Source organism: Methylobacterium sp. BI1 (assembly GCF_056680125.1).
In genome coordinates, this window is sequence record NZ_CM155267.1 from 601,502 (window position 1) to 616,651 (window position 15,150).

Annotated in this window: 11 protein-coding genes; 5 read left to right on the forward strand and 6 right to left on the reverse strand. The window is 73.6% G+C overall.

Annotated elements, in window-relative coordinates:
• The first annotated feature begins 122 nt into the window (after nucleotides 1–122).
• Together AC1MGR_RS02850 and AC1MGR_RS02855 are read left to right on the forward strand one after the other, a co-directional pair.
• The gene (locus AC1MGR_RS02850) at nucleotides 123–1,103 is read left to right on the forward strand and encodes a sulfonate ABC transporter substrate-binding protein (protein WP_480233581.1); all 981 of its coding nucleotides are present in this window, start codon (nucleotides 123–125) and stop codon (nucleotides 1,101–1,103) included.
• Between the two features lie 101 nt (nucleotides 1,104–1,204).
• Nucleotides 1,205–1,609 (forward strand): hypothetical protein, encoded by a 405-nt coding sequence (locus tag AC1MGR_RS02855; protein WP_108036891.1) that lies wholly within the window; start codon nucleotides 1,205–1,207, stop codon nucleotides 1,607–1,609.
• Nucleotides 1,610–1,734: 125 nt separating this feature from the next.
• Here the strand turns inward: AC1MGR_RS02855 and AC1MGR_RS02860 are convergent, their stop codons facing one another.
• The 3 genes from AC1MGR_RS02860 to AC1MGR_RS02870 form a co-directional block, all read right to left on the reverse strand.
• Nucleotides 1,735–2,973 (reverse strand): oxalate decarboxylase family bicupin, encoded by a 1,239-nt coding sequence (locus AC1MGR_RS02860; RefSeq protein ID WP_480233582.1) that lies wholly within the window; start codon nucleotides 2,971–2,973, stop codon nucleotides 1,735–1,737.
• Nucleotides 2,974–3,085: 112 nt separating this feature from the next.
• Entirely contained in the window at nucleotides 3,086–6,286 is a 3,201-nt protein-coding gene (locus AC1MGR_RS02865) for a helicase-related protein (protein ID WP_480234916.1), read from the reverse strand.
• Nucleotides 6,287–6,734: 448 nt separating this feature from the next.
• The gene (locus AC1MGR_RS02870) at nucleotides 6,735–8,273 is read right to left on the reverse strand and encodes a DUF2252 domain-containing protein (RefSeq protein WP_108036887.1); all 1,539 of its coding nucleotides are present in this window, start codon (nucleotides 8,271–8,273) and stop codon (nucleotides 6,735–6,737) included.
• Nucleotides 8,274–8,842: 569 nt separating this feature from the next.
• Between AC1MGR_RS02870 and AC1MGR_RS02875 the strand changes: the two genes are divergently transcribed.
• Together AC1MGR_RS02875 and AC1MGR_RS02880 are read left to right on the forward strand one after the other, a co-directional pair.
• Nucleotides 8,843–10,474, forward strand: coding sequence for an alpha-D-glucose phosphate-specific phosphoglucomutase (locus tag AC1MGR_RS02875; RefSeq protein WP_480233583.1), 1,632 nt, complete (start codon nucleotides 8,843–8,845; stop codon nucleotides 10,472–10,474).
• A 112-nt stretch (nucleotides 10,475–10,586) separates the two neighbouring features.
• Nucleotides 10,587–11,357: a glucose 1-dehydrogenase gene (locus tag AC1MGR_RS02880; protein WP_108036883.1), complete on the forward strand. Its 771-nt coding sequence runs from the start codon at nucleotides 10,587–10,589 to the stop codon at nucleotides 11,355–11,357.
• A gap of 40 nt (nucleotides 11,358–11,397) precedes the next feature.
• Here AC1MGR_RS02880 and AC1MGR_RS02885 read toward each other — a convergent pair whose 3' ends face one another.
• Nucleotides 11,398–12,282, reverse strand: a complete 885-nt coding sequence (locus AC1MGR_RS02885) for an SDR family oxidoreductase (protein WP_480233584.1) — start codon at nucleotides 12,280–12,282, stop codon at nucleotides 11,398–11,400.
• A gap of 116 nt (nucleotides 12,283–12,398) precedes the next feature.
• On the opposite strand from AC1MGR_RS02885, the gene AC1MGR_RS02890 reads away from it, so the two are divergent.
• Nucleotides 12,399–13,289: a LysR family transcriptional regulator gene (locus AC1MGR_RS02890; protein ID WP_480234917.1), complete on the forward strand. Its 891-nt coding sequence runs from the start codon at nucleotides 12,399–12,401 to the stop codon at nucleotides 13,287–13,289.
• Nucleotides 13,290–13,301: 12 nt separating this feature from the next.
• Here AC1MGR_RS02890 and AC1MGR_RS02895 read toward each other — a convergent pair whose 3' ends face one another.
• Both AC1MGR_RS02895 and AC1MGR_RS02900 read right to left on the reverse strand, forming a co-directional pair.
• Nucleotides 13,302–13,664, reverse strand: coding sequence for a hypothetical protein (locus AC1MGR_RS02895; RefSeq protein WP_480233585.1), 363 nt, complete (start codon nucleotides 13,662–13,664; stop codon nucleotides 13,302–13,304).
• Nucleotides 13,665–13,810: 146 nt separating this feature from the next.
• On the reverse strand, nucleotides 13,811–15,139 hold the full coding sequence (locus AC1MGR_RS02900) for a leucine-rich repeat-containing protein kinase family protein (RefSeq protein ID WP_480233586.1): 1,329 nt from the start codon (nucleotides 15,137–15,139) through the stop codon (nucleotides 13,811–13,813).
• Between the last annotated feature and the right edge of the window lie 11 nt (nucleotides 15,140–15,150).

Below are 15,150 nucleotides of genomic sequence, written 5' to 3' on the forward strand. Positions count from 1 at the left end.
GGGAGGGGTCAGGGGTGGGGGTGGCTCCGCTGGCCTCCGCCCCGCCAGGGTCGCCCAACCACCCCCCACCTCCCACTCCTCCCCACGGGGGGAGGAGGGTTCCGACCGACGAGGACAACCCCATGGCCGCCGCCACCCGCGCCCACGCGCTCCGCACCGACGCCACCCGCCGCGCCTGGACCCTGCTCACCGCCCTGGCGCTGCTGACCTTCGGCGTCCTGCACGCCCGCGCCGAGGAGAAGGTGATCCGGATCGGCTACCAGAAATACGGCACCCTGGTTCTCCTCAAGGGCAAGGGCCTGCTGGAGCAGCGCCTGAAGCCGCTCGGCTACCGCGTCACCTGGGCCGAGTTCCCGTCGGGGCCGCCCCTGATGGAGGCGCTGAACGCCGGGGCGGTCGATCTCGGCTCGGCCGGCGAGGCGCCCCCGATCTTCGCCCAGGCCGCCAACCCGGACCTGCTCTATGTCGGCCACGAACCCGCCGCCCCGAAGGGCGAGGCGATCCTGGTGGCCAGGGACGGCCCGGTCCGCACGGTCGCGGACCTGCGCGGCAAGAAGATCGCCCTGAACAAGGGCTCGAACGTCCACTACTTCCTGGTCCGGGCCCTGGAGCAGGCGGGCGTGCCCTACGAGGCGGTGACGCCGACCTTCCTGGCGCCGGCCGACGGGGCCGCCGCCTTCGCGCGGGGCGCGGTCGACGCCTGGGCGATCTGGGACCCCTACCTCGCCTCGGGCGAGCGCAGCACCGGCGGGCGCATCCTCGTCGACGGAACCGACCTGGTGCCGAACCGCCAGTTCTACCTCTCGACCCGCGCCTTCGCCGCCGCCAACGGTCCCGCCCTCGACGCGACGCTGGCGGCGATCGGCGAGATCGACGCCTGGGCCAAGGACAACACCGACGCCGTGGCGGCCGAGCTCGCCCCCTCCGTCGGCATCCCGGCCCCGATCCTCACGGTGGCCCTGCGCCGCCTCACCTACGGGATCACGCCGCTCGGCGCCGAGACCACGGCCGACCAGCAGAAGGTCGCCGATACCTTCCACCGCCTCGGCCTGCTGCCGAAGCCCGTGGACGTGGCTGCGGCGGTGCGCAAGCCCGGGAGCTAGTTGTCCGGAAAATACATCCTTTGATTGTATAAGGGCGAATCGAGCGCTACCGTGAAGGCGTGTCGGACGTAGGCCGACGGCCCTCGATCCGAGGTGGCGCGATGAGGGGCCGGTCGTTCGTCCTGCTGCTCTGCGGAGCGATCCTGCTCGGCCTCGCCGCCCTGGTCGCGGTGCCGGTTTGGGCCCTGCGGACCGCGTCGCCGGTGATCGCGATTCCACCCCTCGTCCGGGACCTTCCGCCCGGACCCGCCGAGGCCGGCTTGGCCTTCCGGGCGCGTGTCACGGATGCCTTCCCGCCCGGCTCCTCGGAGGCCGACCTGCTCGAGCGGCTGCGGGCCGAAGGCTTCAGGCGGCGCATCTACGGGGAGGGGAGCCCGCCGAAGACGCCGTGGGCGTTCTTCGAGGTTCCCCTGTCGGGATGCGTCGTGACCTGGCGCGTGCGCTGGCAGGCACGGGACGGCAGGATCGTCTCGGCCGCCGGGGATCAGGACGCCGTCTGCCTCTGACGCGCGGCCGATCCGATGGGCTGGCGACGGCCGCCATCGGGACCGTGACGGTCGCGCGCGCCGTCGTCCCGGTCCGGCACCGGCACGATCCGAGCCCGCCCGGCTCGCCGCTCCACGGCCCCGGATCACGACCCCGGCAGCACCGGCGCCTTGACCCCCGGCAGGCGGTCGAGATCCGCCGCGCTGAGATGGGTGTGCGCCGCCACCAGGGCGTGCGGGGTGAGGGCGAGCCACTGGCGCAGGGAGATGTCGGCGTAGGTCGGGCTGCGGAACATCTCCAGGAAGGTCAGGGGCGTCGTGCCGGTGTTCTCGATGTAGTGGCCCATGGCGAAGGGCACGTAGCCGACGTCGCCGGCCTGGTAGTCGAAGGTGCGGGCCTTCGATTCCGAGCCGAACACCGTCATGCGGCCCTGGCCCGCGATGTAGAACTGCCACTCGTCGCCGTTCGGGTGCCAGTGCAGCTCGCGGATGGCCCCGGGCTGCAGCTCCACCAGGGCGGCCGCGATGGTCTTCGAGGCCTTGAACACCGAGGAATCGGTGATGCGCACGGTGCCGCCCGGCAGGCTCAGGGGCGCCTGGGCCAGCATCCGGTGGCTGAAGGCCTCCGGCACCGGGCCGGCGCCGCCCATCCGGTCCGCCGCGAGGGGGCCGGGCGTCGGTCCGGGGAAGATGTAGAGTTCCTTCTCCGGCACGCCCGCGAAGGCGCTCTCCGGCAGGCCGAAGTTCTTGGCCAGGATGTCCCGCGGCGTATGCGCCATCCAGTCGGTCAGCAGGAAGGTGGAATCCTCCGAGAACCCGCCGTCGTCGAAGACCAGCAGGAACTCGCAGCCGTCGACGCCGTCGGCGGACAGGCCCTGGATCGAATGGGGGATGCCCGAGGGGAAGTACCAGAGGTCGCCCTCGCCGACATCGTCCGCGAAGGTCCGCCCCTGCGCGTCCACGGCGGTGATCCGGGCGCGGCCCTTCAGCATGTAGGCCCACTCGGCCTCCTTGTGCCAATGCATCTCGCGCACCACCCCGGCGCCGAGCCGCATGTTCACCCCCGCCATCGCCTTCGACACCGGCAGTTCGCGGATCGTCGTCTGCCGGGCCCAGCCGCCCTCCTCGAGACGCATGTGGCTGTCGGCGAAGGACCATTTCAGGTTCGGCATCGTGCCGTGGTCGGTCCGGGGCGGGCGCAGGGTGAAGGGGTCCTCGGCCTCCCGGGCCGGGTTGCGGGGTCCCAGGATCGAGGCGCCGTCCTTGCCCCGGATCGGGCTCTGCGCCGCGGGCGCCGCGGGCTGAGCCTGCGCCCCGGCCACGGTGAGGAGGGATCCCCCGGCGGCGGTGGCGGCCAGGAGGCTTCGGCGGGACAGGTCGGTCATGGGCAGCGGGTCTCGTGTGGCGTCCGGAGACGCCGCTGGGCGCCCCCTTGCGGTCGTCAATCGACCCCCACCGCGGGCCGTTCCGTGCCTCACGCCCTCGTGCGACCGCCCCTCAGGCCGCCGCGTCGACCACGGGCGGCACCGGGCGTTCGCCCTGCGCCCGCAGGCGCTCCAGGAAGGCGGCGGCGAGGCGCCCGCGCGTCGCCGGGTCCTCGCTGCCCTGCCGCAGGAGCACCCGGTTGTCCTTGCGCACGATGTGGGCGTGGACCGGGACCTGCAGCGGCGGCGCGTTGGGCCGCAGGTCGGCGGCCAGCCCCTGCGGCCCGCCGCTGAGGCGGTGGATGCCGAGCCCGAGGCAGCCGACCCGGAGCCGGGCCAGGGCGATCAGGTCCTCGAAGGGGGCGGGCGGCGGGCCGAAGCGGTCGACCACCTCGCTGCGCAGGGCCTCGACCTCCTCCGGGTTCGTGAGGCGCAGGAGGCGGGTGTAGAGGCTGAGCCGGACCTCCGGCTCGGGCACGTAGTCGGCCGGTACGGCGCCCGAGAGGCCGAGGCGGATTTCCGGGTTCCAGTCCTCGGCGGCCTCGCCCTTGGCGGCGCGGAGCGCCAGGTGCAGCAGGTGCTGGTAGAGCCCGAGACCGATGAGCTTGACGTGGCCGGCCTGGTTCTCGCCCACGAGGTCGCCGGCCCCGCGCAGGTCGAGGTCCCGGGCGCTGATGGCGAAGCCCGCGCCCAGGCGGTCGAGGGCCTCCAGCGTCCGCAGGCGCTTCTCGGTGGCGGGCGTCAGCGGCCGGTCGGGGCGGCTGAGGAGGTAGACCACGCCGCGGCGCTGGCCGCGCCCGACCCGGCCGCGCAGCTGGTGCAGCTGCGACAGGCCGAAGCGCTCGGCATCCCAGACCAGCATGGTGTTGGCGCGCGGCACGTCGAGGCCGCTCTCGATGATGCTGGTGGCGAGCAGCACGTCGCCCTCGCCGTCGGCGAAGCGCACCATCACGTCGTCCATCTCGGCGGCGTTGAGCCCGCCATGGGCGACCCGGGTCTGCAGGTCCGGCACCAGCTTGGCGAGGCGCGCCGCCATGGGGGCGATGTCCTCGATGCGCGGGCAGACCACGAAGCTCTGGCCGCCGCGCCGGTGCTCGCGCGTGAGGGCGTCGCGCATCGCCTCGTCCTCGAAGGGCGCGATCACGGTGCGGATGGGCTGGCGCACGGAGGGCGGCGTGGCGATGACGCTGAGGCTCTGGAGCCCCACCAGGGCGCTCTGCAGGGTGCGGGGGATCGGGGTCGCGGTGAGCGTGAGCACGTGGCCGTCGCCCGCCGCTTCCCGCAGACCCTGCTTGATCTTGGCGCCGAAGCGCTGCTCCTCGTCGATGACCATCAGGCCGAGATCGGCGAAGCCCACGCCCTTGGCGGCGAGGCAGTGGGTGCCGACCACGAGGCGGATCGATCCGTCGGCCAGCCCCGCCTTCACCCGCTTGGCCTCGGCCGGAGACACGAGGCGGGAGAGGTGGGCGACTTCGATGCCGAAGCGGGCGAAGCGCCGGCTGAAGGTCTGCACGTGCTGGCGGGCCAGCACCGTGGTCGGGGCGACGACCGCCACCTGCTTGCCGGCGAAGACCGCCGCGGCGGCGGCCCGCAGGGCCACCTCGGTCTTGCCGAAGCCGACGTCGCCGCAGACGAGGCGGTCCATCGGGCGGCCGGAGGCGAGGTCCGCCATCACGCCGGTGACGGCGCTCGCCTGGTCGGCGGTCAGGGCGAAGCCGAAGCCGGCGGCGAAGCGCTCCATCTCGCGGTCGGGCGGCACCAGCACCGGCGCCCGGATCGACCGGCGCTTCTCGGCATCGGCCAGCATCACCCGGGCGGCCCGGGCCATGCAGGCCTCCGCCTCCAGGCGCCGGCGGCCCCAGGACCCGCCCTCCAGCTTGTCGAGGGTCACGGCCTCGACCTCGGAGCCGTAGCGCCAGATCCGGTCGGCCTGCGAGACCGGCACCATCAGGATGCCGTCGCCGGCGAAGCGCAGGCGCAGGGCGTCCTCGCTGCCGCCGTCGCCGGTGCTCACCGCCTCCAGGCCCTCGAACACGCAGAGCCCGTTGTCGCGGTCGACGGCGACGTCGCCGATGCGCAGCTCGACCTCGCCGATGGGCAGGATGGCGCTCGGGCCCCCGGCCGCCACGGTAGCGGCACGGGCGCCGAACAGGTCGGCGGCGGCGACCACCGCCATCCCCTCGCCGGGCACCCGGAAGCCCGCCTCGATCGGGGCCTCCAGGCTGAGGAGCGCGCCGGGCTTGGCCGCGACGGCCTCCGCCCAGGCCCGCACCGTCCGGGCCTTGCGGCCGAGCGCCCGCTCGGCGATGCGCACCAGCCGCGCCAGGGGCTCGGCCGGCCCCGTCAGGAGGATGCGGTCGCCCGCCTTCAGGCGCTCGCGCAGGGTCTCGGCCAGCGCCGTGTTCGGGCGGGCCTTGCGCACGAAGGCCGGCATGGTGAGGTCCTCGGCGCCGTCCGCCTCGGCCTCGGCGACCCGGCGCGCCGCGAGCTGCGTCGCCCAGTCCTCGGGGCTGAGGTAGAGGCCGCCATCGTCGGCGCCGCCGCGCCGGGACCGGACCGCGGCCTCGCGGCCTTCCGCGATCTGCTCGAAGAAGGCCTGTGCCCGCTCCTCCGCCCCGTCCTCGACCACGAGGCGCGCGTCGGGCACCTGATCGAGGACGGTGACGAGGGACGGGTAGTACCGGGCGAGGCCGTGCTCCTGGCCGGTGAAGGGTGCGAGCCGGCTCTCCGAGCCCTCGGTCAGGACGATCTCGGTGGCGGGGTCGATGACGAGCAGCGCGGCATCGGCCAGCGAGCGCTGCGAGACCGGATCGTAGGAGCGGATCGCGGTGACCCGGCCCTCCTCGTACTCGATGCGGCAGGGGCGGTCGGCGGCGGCCGGGAAGACGTCCACCGTCCGGCCCCAGACCGCGACCTCGCCGGGCTCGTCGACCCGGTCGTCGAGGATGTAGCCCAGCCGCTGCAGGAAGGCCGAGACGGCGGAGGGATCGAGGGCGTCGCCGACCCGGACCTCCAGGCGCGCCTGCGCCCAGGTCTCGGCCGGGGGCACGCGCTGGATCAGGGCGGGGGCGGTGGTGAGGACGATGTCGGGCAGGGCGGCCGTGTCGGTGAGCCAGCGCAGCACGCCGGTGCGCGCGCCCATCACCCCGCGCGAGGGCGAGGCGCGGTCGTAGGGCAGGCAGTCCCATTCCGGGTAGATCGCGACGCTGCGCTCGGGCGACAGGGCCCGCAGGATCTTCGCGATGACGTCGAGCCGGTGGCTCTCGCGGGCCATGTGGACCAGGGGCTTGCCGGTTTTCGTCAGGTCCAGCAGGGCGACCGCCAGGGCGCCGGTGGGCACCAGCGGCGCCACGGTCTCCGGGGCGGGCGCCGACCCGGTGCCGGGACGGGCCGGCTTCGCCGAAGCTTTCGCAGGGGCCTTCGCCAAATCCTCGGTTGAAGCCGCCGCCGGCGTCTTGCGGGAGGCCGTCTTGCGGTCGGCCGGTTTGCGGGAGGCCGGCTTGGATGCCGCCTTGGATGCCACCTTGGGCGCCGGCTTGGCGTGCGGCGCCTCGGCGCGCGTACCGGAAGCGGAAGACGACGCGGTCCTGCGTTTTGCCATCTGGGGTGTGCGCTGCCCGGCTCGAGGAGAGGACTTCAGGAGAGGACTCGGGAAACGCGGCCGGAGGGCCCCCGGCTCCGTGCTTTCGCCCGCCGTCCCCAGTTTGTCGCAGGCCTGTGGATCACAGCTCCGGGTCGGGCGCCGCCTCCAGGCGGCCCTCGGCGATGGCGGCCCGGAAGGCGGCGAAGTCGGCCTCGTTCTGGTCGCCGTAGGCGAGGGCCCAGTCGGCCAGGGCCTCGCGCAGGTCGCAGTGCCGGTCGCGGCCGCAATAGCCCGCGATGGCGGCGGCATCCCCCGTGCGGGCATGCGCCCGGGCCAGCAGGGCGCCGTAGGCCCAGGAGAAGTAGATCAGCGGCTGGCCGCTGAGGCCGGCCACGGGGATGTCGCCCTTCATGTTCTTCATCTGGCGCACGTAGAACGGCCGGTCCGCGATGGTGGTCCAGCCCAGCAGCGGGTCGCCCACCGCCTGGAGCAGGCGCTGGCCGTAGATCACCCGCTCGCCCTCGTGGTCGCCATAGGCGTCCGGCATGCCGGCGAGGTAGGGGGCGTGGGCCGGCGTCACCGCCTCCTTGACCTGGAGGAAGAGCACGTCCTGGTCGGAATTCCCGCACAGCAGCGCGACGTAGGCGCGGGTGCCGACGCTGCCGACCCCGACGACCCGGTGGGCGACGTCCACCACGTGGTAGCGGCTGAGCATGAACCGGCGCTCGCGCGGCAGGGTCTCGGCATAGTGCTCCAGGCCGCCGATCACCGCCTCGCGGGTCTCCGCATCGACGCTGGTGAGAATCGGCGGCTCCTCCTTGAAGCGCCAGCCGCCATCGGTGCGGCGCTCGCCGACCCGGGCGAGCAGGCTCTTGTTGTGCTTCTTGCGCGCCTTCTCCACCGCCTTGGTGATGACGGCCTCGGAATGGGCGTCGATGGTGAGCCCGGCGAAGTCGAGCTGGTCGGCCCGGGCGGCCTGGTGCCAGACGTCGAGGGGCCCCTGCGGCGCCAGCTCGGTCATGGTGTGTTGGTAGCCCGCCACCGCCGCGAGGGTGGCCTCGCGGCGCTCGGCCTTCGCGACTCCGTCGGTGCGCGCCGCCACCTCGATGCTGGCGACGAGGCGCTTCAGGTCCCATTCCCAGGGGCCGATCGTGACCTCGTCGAAGTCGTTGAGGTCGAGGACGATGTCGCGCTGGGGCGTGCCGAACAGGCCGAAATTCGCCAGGTGGGCATCGCCGTTCATCACCACCGCGATGCCGCTGCGCGGGGTGTGGGCGAGGTCCCAGGCCATGACGTGGGCGGCCCCGCGCAGGAACGCGAAGGGCGAACTCGCCATGCGGGCGACCCGCAGGGGAATCAGGTGCTCCTGGCGGCCGCGATGGGCGGTCTCGATCAGCGAGACGGGGTCCGGCCGGTTGTCCGGCGGGGTCCAGGTCGCGTGGGCGGCATGGGGCACGACCTCGCGCAGGGCCTTGCCGGCGTGCCGGCGCTTGTCCCACGGCTCGCCGGCTTCGCGCAGGTTGATGCGGGGGATGTCGGCCAGGGGGGCCAGCAGGATATCCTCGGCCTCCTGCTGGATGGCCTCCTGCTGCAGGCCCTCTCGCTGCAGGCCCTCTCGCTGGACGTCGGTCGCGGTCGACCCGTCAGCGCGGAGGCTGAGATCCTGGGGGCATTCCATGCATGGTCCTCACACGCGAATTCGTGAAGGACAAATCTTGACCGTTTGCGATCGTTCCCGGGGCAACACGTCTCAGGACCCGTCTTCATCCCGGGGCGGACGCACGGTGCGAACCGTCGGGCGGAGGCCGTGCAAGCAGACGTTGCGCCGGCCTGTGTCCAGGCCCGGTCGTCCCTCCCGTGCAGGAAGACGAACATCGCAAAAGCGCTGGGACGGGCCGGTCATGGAGCCTGGAGGCCGGGGTCCGGACTTGAACCGGACGTGCGAATCCTTGCGGGGATCCTGGCTCGACACTCACCCACCTGGCCGAGGTCCAGGAAGCATGGATTCCGCGACGGGACAAGCTGGATGTGCTGGAAGACGGATGGCGTTGTTATCGAATTCCTAAGATCAGCCCCGTCCTGCCCGGGTCCTGAAGCCTGCCGGTCCGTCCCTGATCGGCGCGATGCTGGCCTCGAAGGCCCCCCGGCGCCCGGCTGATCCGGGCCGGCGCCCCTGCGGGCCGGCGCCGATTGACCCGCGGCGGCAAACCGCGTTCTTGAGCGCGGCGATTCAGGAGTGCTTGAACGATGTCCGTAACGACCGTCCCGACGACGCCCTACGACGACCAGAAGCCGGGCACGTCCGGCCTGCGCAAGAAGGTGCCGGTCTTCCAGCAGGCGCATTACGTCGAGAACTTCGTCCAGGCGATCATCGACTGCATCCCCGACCGGGCGGGCACGACCCTGGTGCTCGGCGGCGACGGGCGCTTCCTGAACCGCCAGGTGGTGCAGACCACCCTGAAGATCGCCGCCGCCAACGGCTTCGCCCGCGTGCTGGTGGGCCGGGGCGGCCTGCTCTCGACCCCCGCCGCCTCCTGCGTCATCCGCAAGCACGGCGCCATCGGCGGCATCATCCTGTCGGCGAGCCACAACCCGGGCGGCCCCGAGGGCGATTTCGGCATCAAGTTCAACACCGCCAACGGCGGCCCGGCCCCCGAGACCGTCACGGCGGCGATCCACGCCCGCACCCGGGCACTGACCGAATACCGGATCGTCGAGGGCCCCGACCTCGACCTCGACACGATCGGCGAGACTCGGCTCGGCGACATGACCGTCGCGGTGATCGACCCGGTGGCCGACTACCTCGCGCTGATGCGCGAGCTCATCGACTTCGAGGCGATCACGCGCCTGTTCGCGAACGGATTCCGCATGCGCTTCGATGCCATGAGCGCGGTCACGGGCCCCTACGCCCACGCCATCCTGGAGGGCGTGTTCGGGGCCGAGCCCGGCACCGTCCTCAACGGCACGCCGCGGGAGGATTTCGGCGGCCACCATCCGGACCCGAACCCCGTCCACGCCCACGACCTCTACGAACTCATGTTGAGTCCCCAGGCGCCGAACCTGGGCGCGGCCTCGGACGGCGACGGCGACCGCAACATGATCGTGGCGCCCGGCCTGTTCGTGACCCCGAGCGACAGCCTCGCGATCCTGGCCGCCCACGCCCACCTCGCGCCCGGCTACGCCCGGGGCCTGGCGGGCGTCGCCCGCTCGATGCCCACGAGCCGGGCCCTCGACCGGGTGGCGGCGTCGCTCGGCATCAAGGCCTACGAGACCCCCACGGGCTGGAAGTTCTTCGGCAACCTGCTCGATGCCGGCCTCATCACCCTCTGCGGCGAGGAGAGCGCCGGCACCGGCTCGAACCACGTCCGCGAGAAGGACGGGCTCTGGGCCGTGCTGATCTGGCTCAACATCCTGGCGGTCACGGGCAAGCCGGCCGACGCCGTGGTGCGGGACCACTGGGCCACGTTCGGACGCGACTACTACACCCGGCACGACTACGAGGAGATCGATTCCGAGGCCGCCAAGCGCCTGATGGAGGGCCTGCGCGCCAAGCTCGCCAGCCTGCCGGGCCAGACGCTCGGCTCCCTCACGGTCGCGGCGGCGGACGACTTCCGCTACGTCGATCCCGTCGACGGCTCCGTCACCGAGCAGCAGGGCGTGCGCGTCACCTTCGCGGAGGATGCCCGGGTGGTCTACCGCCTCTCCGGCACCGGCACGGCGGGGGCGACCCTGCGGGTCTACATCGAGCGCTACGAATCCGCCCCCGACCGGCTCGAACTGCCGGTGGCGGAGGTGCTGGCCCCGGTGGTGGCGGTGGCGAACGCGCTCGCCGACATCGCCGCGCTCACCGGCCGCTCCGAGCCCAGCGTCATCACCTGAGGCGCGCGGTCTGCCACGGGGGCCCGTGATCCGGCGTCGCGGGCCGGAACAGGGCCGGGCGCCGGTCCCTTGTCCCCGCATCGATCGAAACGGTGCGAGGAGACGGGCCGACATGACGCTGCAGGGCAAACGCGCGCTGATCACGGGCGCGGATTCCGGGATCGGGCAGGCGACGGCCGAGCTGTTCGCCCGCCAGGGCGCCGACGTGGCGATCACCTACAACACGGACGCGGACGGCGCCCGCGAGACCGCGCGCCGGGTCGAGGCGGCGGGCCGCCGCTGCCTCGTGATCCAGAACGACGTCGGCGACCCGGCCTCCGTGGAGGCGACCTTCGCGCAGGTCGCGCAGGAGCTCGGCGTCCTCGACATCCTGGTGAACAATGCCGGCCAGGCGATGAGCGGCATGCCGGTGGCCGAGATGGACGACGGCAAGCTGGAGCAGATCCTGCGCGTCAACCTGATGGCGCCGGTCTTCTGCGCCCGGGCCTTCATCAAGGTCCGCCGGGCCCAGGGCGGGCGCGGCAAGATCGTCATCGTCTCCTCGGTGGCCCAGCACCTGCCGACTCCCGAGAGCGCCCCCTACGGCATGTCCAAGGCGGGCGTCGGCTCCCTCTGCCGCAGCCTGGCACGGGAGCTGGCCGAGGACCGGATCAACGTCAACAACGTGGCGCCCGGCCTGATCGAGACGCCGATGACCAGCGACCGCTTCGAGAACCCCGACAAGCTCGCCCAGTCCCTGGAGCGCATCCCGTGGCACCGGGCCGGCCAGCCCGACGAGATCGCCAAGGCGATCCTCTACCTCGCCTCGGACGATGCCGACTACGTCACCGGCCACACCCTGGTGGTGGATGGCGGCCTGACCATGCAGTGGGGCGGCGCCTGAGGCACCGGCCGCGGCGGCCAAGCCCGGGCGCCTCGGCACATCAGGCGGCCGCGATCGCGGCTGCACGGTCGCGATAGGTCCGCAAGGGCCGACCCAGGAGCGTCGTGAGGCGGGCGACGTCGCCGGCCTCGGGCACCATGCCGTCGGTGAGGAAGCGCTCGGCCATCAGGCGCATGTCGTAGGCCATCCAGCCCGGCATGAATGGCTGGAGGTTGCGCTCGAACCCGGCGGTGTCGTCGCCGCCATAGACGACCGGGCGGCCGAGCACCTCCGACCAGATCCCGGCCACCGCCTCGCCCGTCAGGGTCTCGGGCCCGACGACGTTGATCCGCTCCAGGGGAAGCGGCCCGTCGCCCTGCGCGCGCCGGAGCAGCGCCAGGGCCGCGACCTCGCCGAGATCGCGCTCGTCGACCATGGCGAGGCCCTTGGCGCCGATCGGCATCGGGTAGACGCCATGCTGCAGGACGACGTCCCGGATCGTGTGCTCGTTGCTCATGAAGTAGGCCGGGCGCAGGATGGTGGCCTCGAAGCCCATCGCCTCGATCATCCGCTCCACCGCGAACTTGCCGGCGAAGTGCGGGACGTTCACGTAGACGTCGCTGTGGATCACCGACAGGTAGACCACCCGCCGGATCCCGGCCTCCCGGGCGACGTTGAGGGCGATCAGCGCCTGGGTGACCTCGTCCGCCGCCACCGCATTGAGCAGGAACAGGGTCGAGGCGCCCGCGAAGGCACGGCGCAGGGACGCGACGTCGAGCAGGTCGCCCGGGACGACGGCGACGCCCGCCGGCAGACCGGCCTTGGCCGGATCGCGCGCGAGGGCGCGGACCTCGGCGCCCCGCCGAACGAGCTGGTCGACGACCTGACGGCCGATGGTGCCGGTGGCGCCTGTGACGAGGATGGGTCCCGTGGTCAGGACAGTCATGGTGTTTCTCCGGGTTGCCGTGGTGACAGGCCGGAAATTGGGTGATCCACGCGGACGCCGGAAGCCGCTAAATCTGGACGGTCCGTCTCGCGGATGGAACGCTGCTGGTGGAACGCATGGATCTCCTCGCCCTCGCCGACTTCAATCTCGTCGCCCGCCACGGCGGGTTCGGGCGCGCCGCCCGGGCGGCCGGGCGCCCGAAGGCGACCCTGTCGCGCCGGGTCTCGGAGCTGGAGGCCGCCCTCGACCTGCGCCTGTTCGAGCGCGGCGCCCGCACGCTGACCCTCACCGAGGAAGGGCGCGCCCTCCACGCGCGCACGGGGGTGTTGCTGGCCGAGCTCGACGAGACCGCGGCGGCCATCGCCTCGGGCAGCGCGACGCCCCGCGGCCGGCTGCGGATCAGCGCGCCGCTCCTGTTCTCGCAGGTCGCCATGGGGAAGCTGGCGGCGGCGTTCGCCATGACCCACCCGGAGGTCCGGCTCGAGGTCACCACGGAGGACCGGGCCGTCGACATGGTCGAGGAGGGTTACGACCTCGCCATCCGGGTCAATCCGGAGACCGATGCGAGCCTGGTCGGGCGCATCGTCCTGCGCGACCACCTGGTCGTCGTGGCGAGCCCGGGCCTCGCCCGGCCCGCCGACGACCGGCCCGTGCCGGCCGTGGTGCGCGGGTCGGGCCGCGGCGACGCCTGGTCCGTGCGCGCCCCCGGCGGCCCGTCGCGCATCGCCTTCGAGCCCGTGCTGCGCCTGTCGTCGCTCATCATGGTGCGCGACGCGATCCGGGCCGGCGTCGGGGCGGGCCGGCTGCCGATCTCCCTCGTCAGCCACGACCTGGCCGCCGGGACCCTGGTGACCTGGGGCGACGTCGAGGGTCCCGAGATCGCGCTCTGGGCGCTCTACCCCTCCCGCCGGCTGCTCAGCGCCCGGGTCGCGGCCTTCCTCGACCACCTGAAGCGGGCGTTTCCCCACGGCACGCCGGAGGAGCTGGCCGCCTACGTGGGCGCCTGACCGGCCGTCCCCCTAGCGCGGGTTCCGCCAGGTGGTCGCGGCGGGCGCGGTGGTGACCGGGGCGAGGCTGCCGGTGGCGGCCGGGGCGGCGGGGCGGACCGGCGCGGCGCGCTCCTCGGCCACGCGCAGCTTGCGCGGGGCGACCGCGGCCCGCCGGGCGGCGCGGACCCGGCGGCGGCGCGGGCGGGAGCTCTCGGAGGTGGCGCCGATATAGCCGCCGACGATGCCGCCCACGACCGCCCCCACCGGGCCGCCCACCAGGGCCCCCGCCACCGCGCCGGTGCCGACGCCCACCGTGGTCTTGCTCGCGGCCATCGCGGCCTGCGGTGCCGCGAGGGCGCCGATCAGCAGCAGCGCGGAGGTGAATGCCTTCATGATCCCCGTAACCCCATCCCCGTAACCCCTTGATTCCGGCTGCGGTCCCTGGCGGGTCACCGTGACGAAATCGGGGCCGCCCCGGGCCGGAGCGCGGTTTCGGCGGATCGCGGCCGACGCCCGGCCGCGCCTGTGCCTTTCGCACATCAGTCGGCGCGGCCGGCGCCCGTCCGCGCGTCCGGCAGCAGGGCGAGCAGGTCCGGGACATCCGGGCGCGCCGCGATGTCGGGGCCGGTGCAGGCCCGCTCCAGGTCGCGCCAGGGGCCGGCGCCGATGTCGGCCAGGGTGAGGAGTTCGCCCAGGAGCAGCCCCCAGGCCCGCACCTCGACCCGGCGCAGGGCCGCGCCGGCGGGACCCACGGGCAGGGTCGAGGCGGCGCCGAAATCGCTGACCACGGCGGCGCCGTCCGTGCCGTCCCACAGGATGTTGTGGCCGTAGAGGTCGCCGTGCAGGATCCGGCGGGCGTGGAGATGGGCGCAGGCCTCGGCGGCGGCGCGGGCGATGCGCAGGGCGGTCGCGGGCGCCAGGGCGAGGCCGGGCGCGTAGACGTCGCGGCTGCAGCTCTCCAGGCTCGGCGGCCCGGCGAGCACCCGCCACGAATCCGGCATCAGCGGCATCAGCAGGCCGTCGAGGCCCGCCGGGTGATCGACGACGCGCCCCAGGGCGCCGGTGAGGTGCGGGTGCGCGCCGGCCGCGAGGCAGGCCGCCATCTCGCGCTCGGGCAGGCCGTCGCTGGTCATGGCGCCCTTGAACAGCTTCAGGGCGACGGCCTCGGCCGAGGCCCCCCTCCGGCGCCAGAGCGCCCGGTGCACGCGGCCCGAGGCGCCCTCGCCCAGGAGGGCGCCGGACTCGAGATCGCTCCAGGGCACGCCCGGCACGTCGGGGGCCACGGGCGCGTCCTCGACGGGATTGCCCGCGAAGGAGGTCCAGGCCAGCGTCGGCAGGGTGGTGAGCCAGGGCGGCAGGGCCTCCAGGCGGTTGGCGGCCAGCCGCACCAGCTCGAGGTTCGGCGCGTCCGCGAGGCTCTCGGGCAGCGTTTCCAGGGCGTTGCCCGCCAGCATGAGCTTCTGCAGCTGCGGGCGCTCCCCGAGGGCGTCCGGCAGGGCGGCGATGCGGTTGTCCGTGAGGGTGAGCCAGCGCAGGGCCGGGGGCAGGGCCTCGCCCGGCACCTCCTCGAGCCCGGTGCCGCGAAAGCCGACCTGGCTCAGGGACGGGCAATCCCCCAGCACCGGCGGCAGGCGGGTGAAGCGGTTGCCCGAGCAGAACAGCACGCGCAGGTTCCGCAGGCGGCCGAACCCCGCCGGCAGGGCCGTGAGCCGGCTGCCGGTGAGGTCCAGCAGCTCCAGGGTGTCGGCCAGCCCGAAGATCTCGGTCGGGAATTCGGTGAGGCCGGGGGGAAAGCGCAGGGCCCGGGCCCCGGCGCAGTCGCCCCGGCGCAAGGCGGCCAGCAGGTCGGCCGGCGGATCTTGAGTCATGTCAGGGGCGG

Coding starts and splice junctions, on each gene's coding strand:
- AC1MGR_RS02850 (WP_480233581.1), top strand. CDS start 123: ATGGCCGCCGCCACCCGCGCCCACGCGCTCCGCACCGACGCCACCCGC.
- AC1MGR_RS02855 (WP_108036891.1), top strand. CDS start 1,205: ATGAGGGGCCGGTCGTTCGTCCTGCTGCTCTGCGGAGCGATCCTGCTC.
- AC1MGR_RS02860 (WP_480233582.1), bottom strand. CDS start 2,973: ATGACCGACCTGTCCCGCCGAAGCCTCCTGGCCGCCACCGCCGCCGGG.
- AC1MGR_RS02865 (WP_480234916.1), bottom strand. CDS start 6,286: ATGGCCCGCGAGAGCCACCGGCTCGACGTCATCGCGAAGATCCTGCGG.
- AC1MGR_RS02870 (WP_108036887.1), bottom strand. CDS start 8,273: ATGGAATGCCCCCAGGATCTCAGCCTCCGCGCTGACGGGTCGACCGCG.
- AC1MGR_RS02875 (WP_480233583.1), top strand. CDS start 8,843: ATGTCCGTAACGACCGTCCCGACGACGCCCTACGACGACCAGAAGCCG.
- AC1MGR_RS02880 (WP_108036883.1), top strand. CDS start 10,587: ATGACGCTGCAGGGCAAACGCGCGCTGATCACGGGCGCGGATTCCGGG.
- AC1MGR_RS02885 (WP_480233584.1), bottom strand. CDS start 12,282: ATGACTGTCCTGACCACGGGACCCATCCTCGTCACAGGCGCCACCGGC.
- AC1MGR_RS02890 (WP_480234917.1), top strand. CDS start 12,399: ATGGATCTCCTCGCCCTCGCCGACTTCAATCTCGTCGCCCGCCACGGC.
- AC1MGR_RS02895 (WP_480233585.1), bottom strand. CDS start 13,664: ATGAAGGCATTCACCTCCGCGCTGCTGCTGATCGGCGCCCTCGCGGCA.
- AC1MGR_RS02900 (WP_480233586.1), bottom strand. CDS start 15,139: ATGACTCAAGATCCGCCGGCCGACCTGCTGGCCGCCTTGCGCCGGGGC.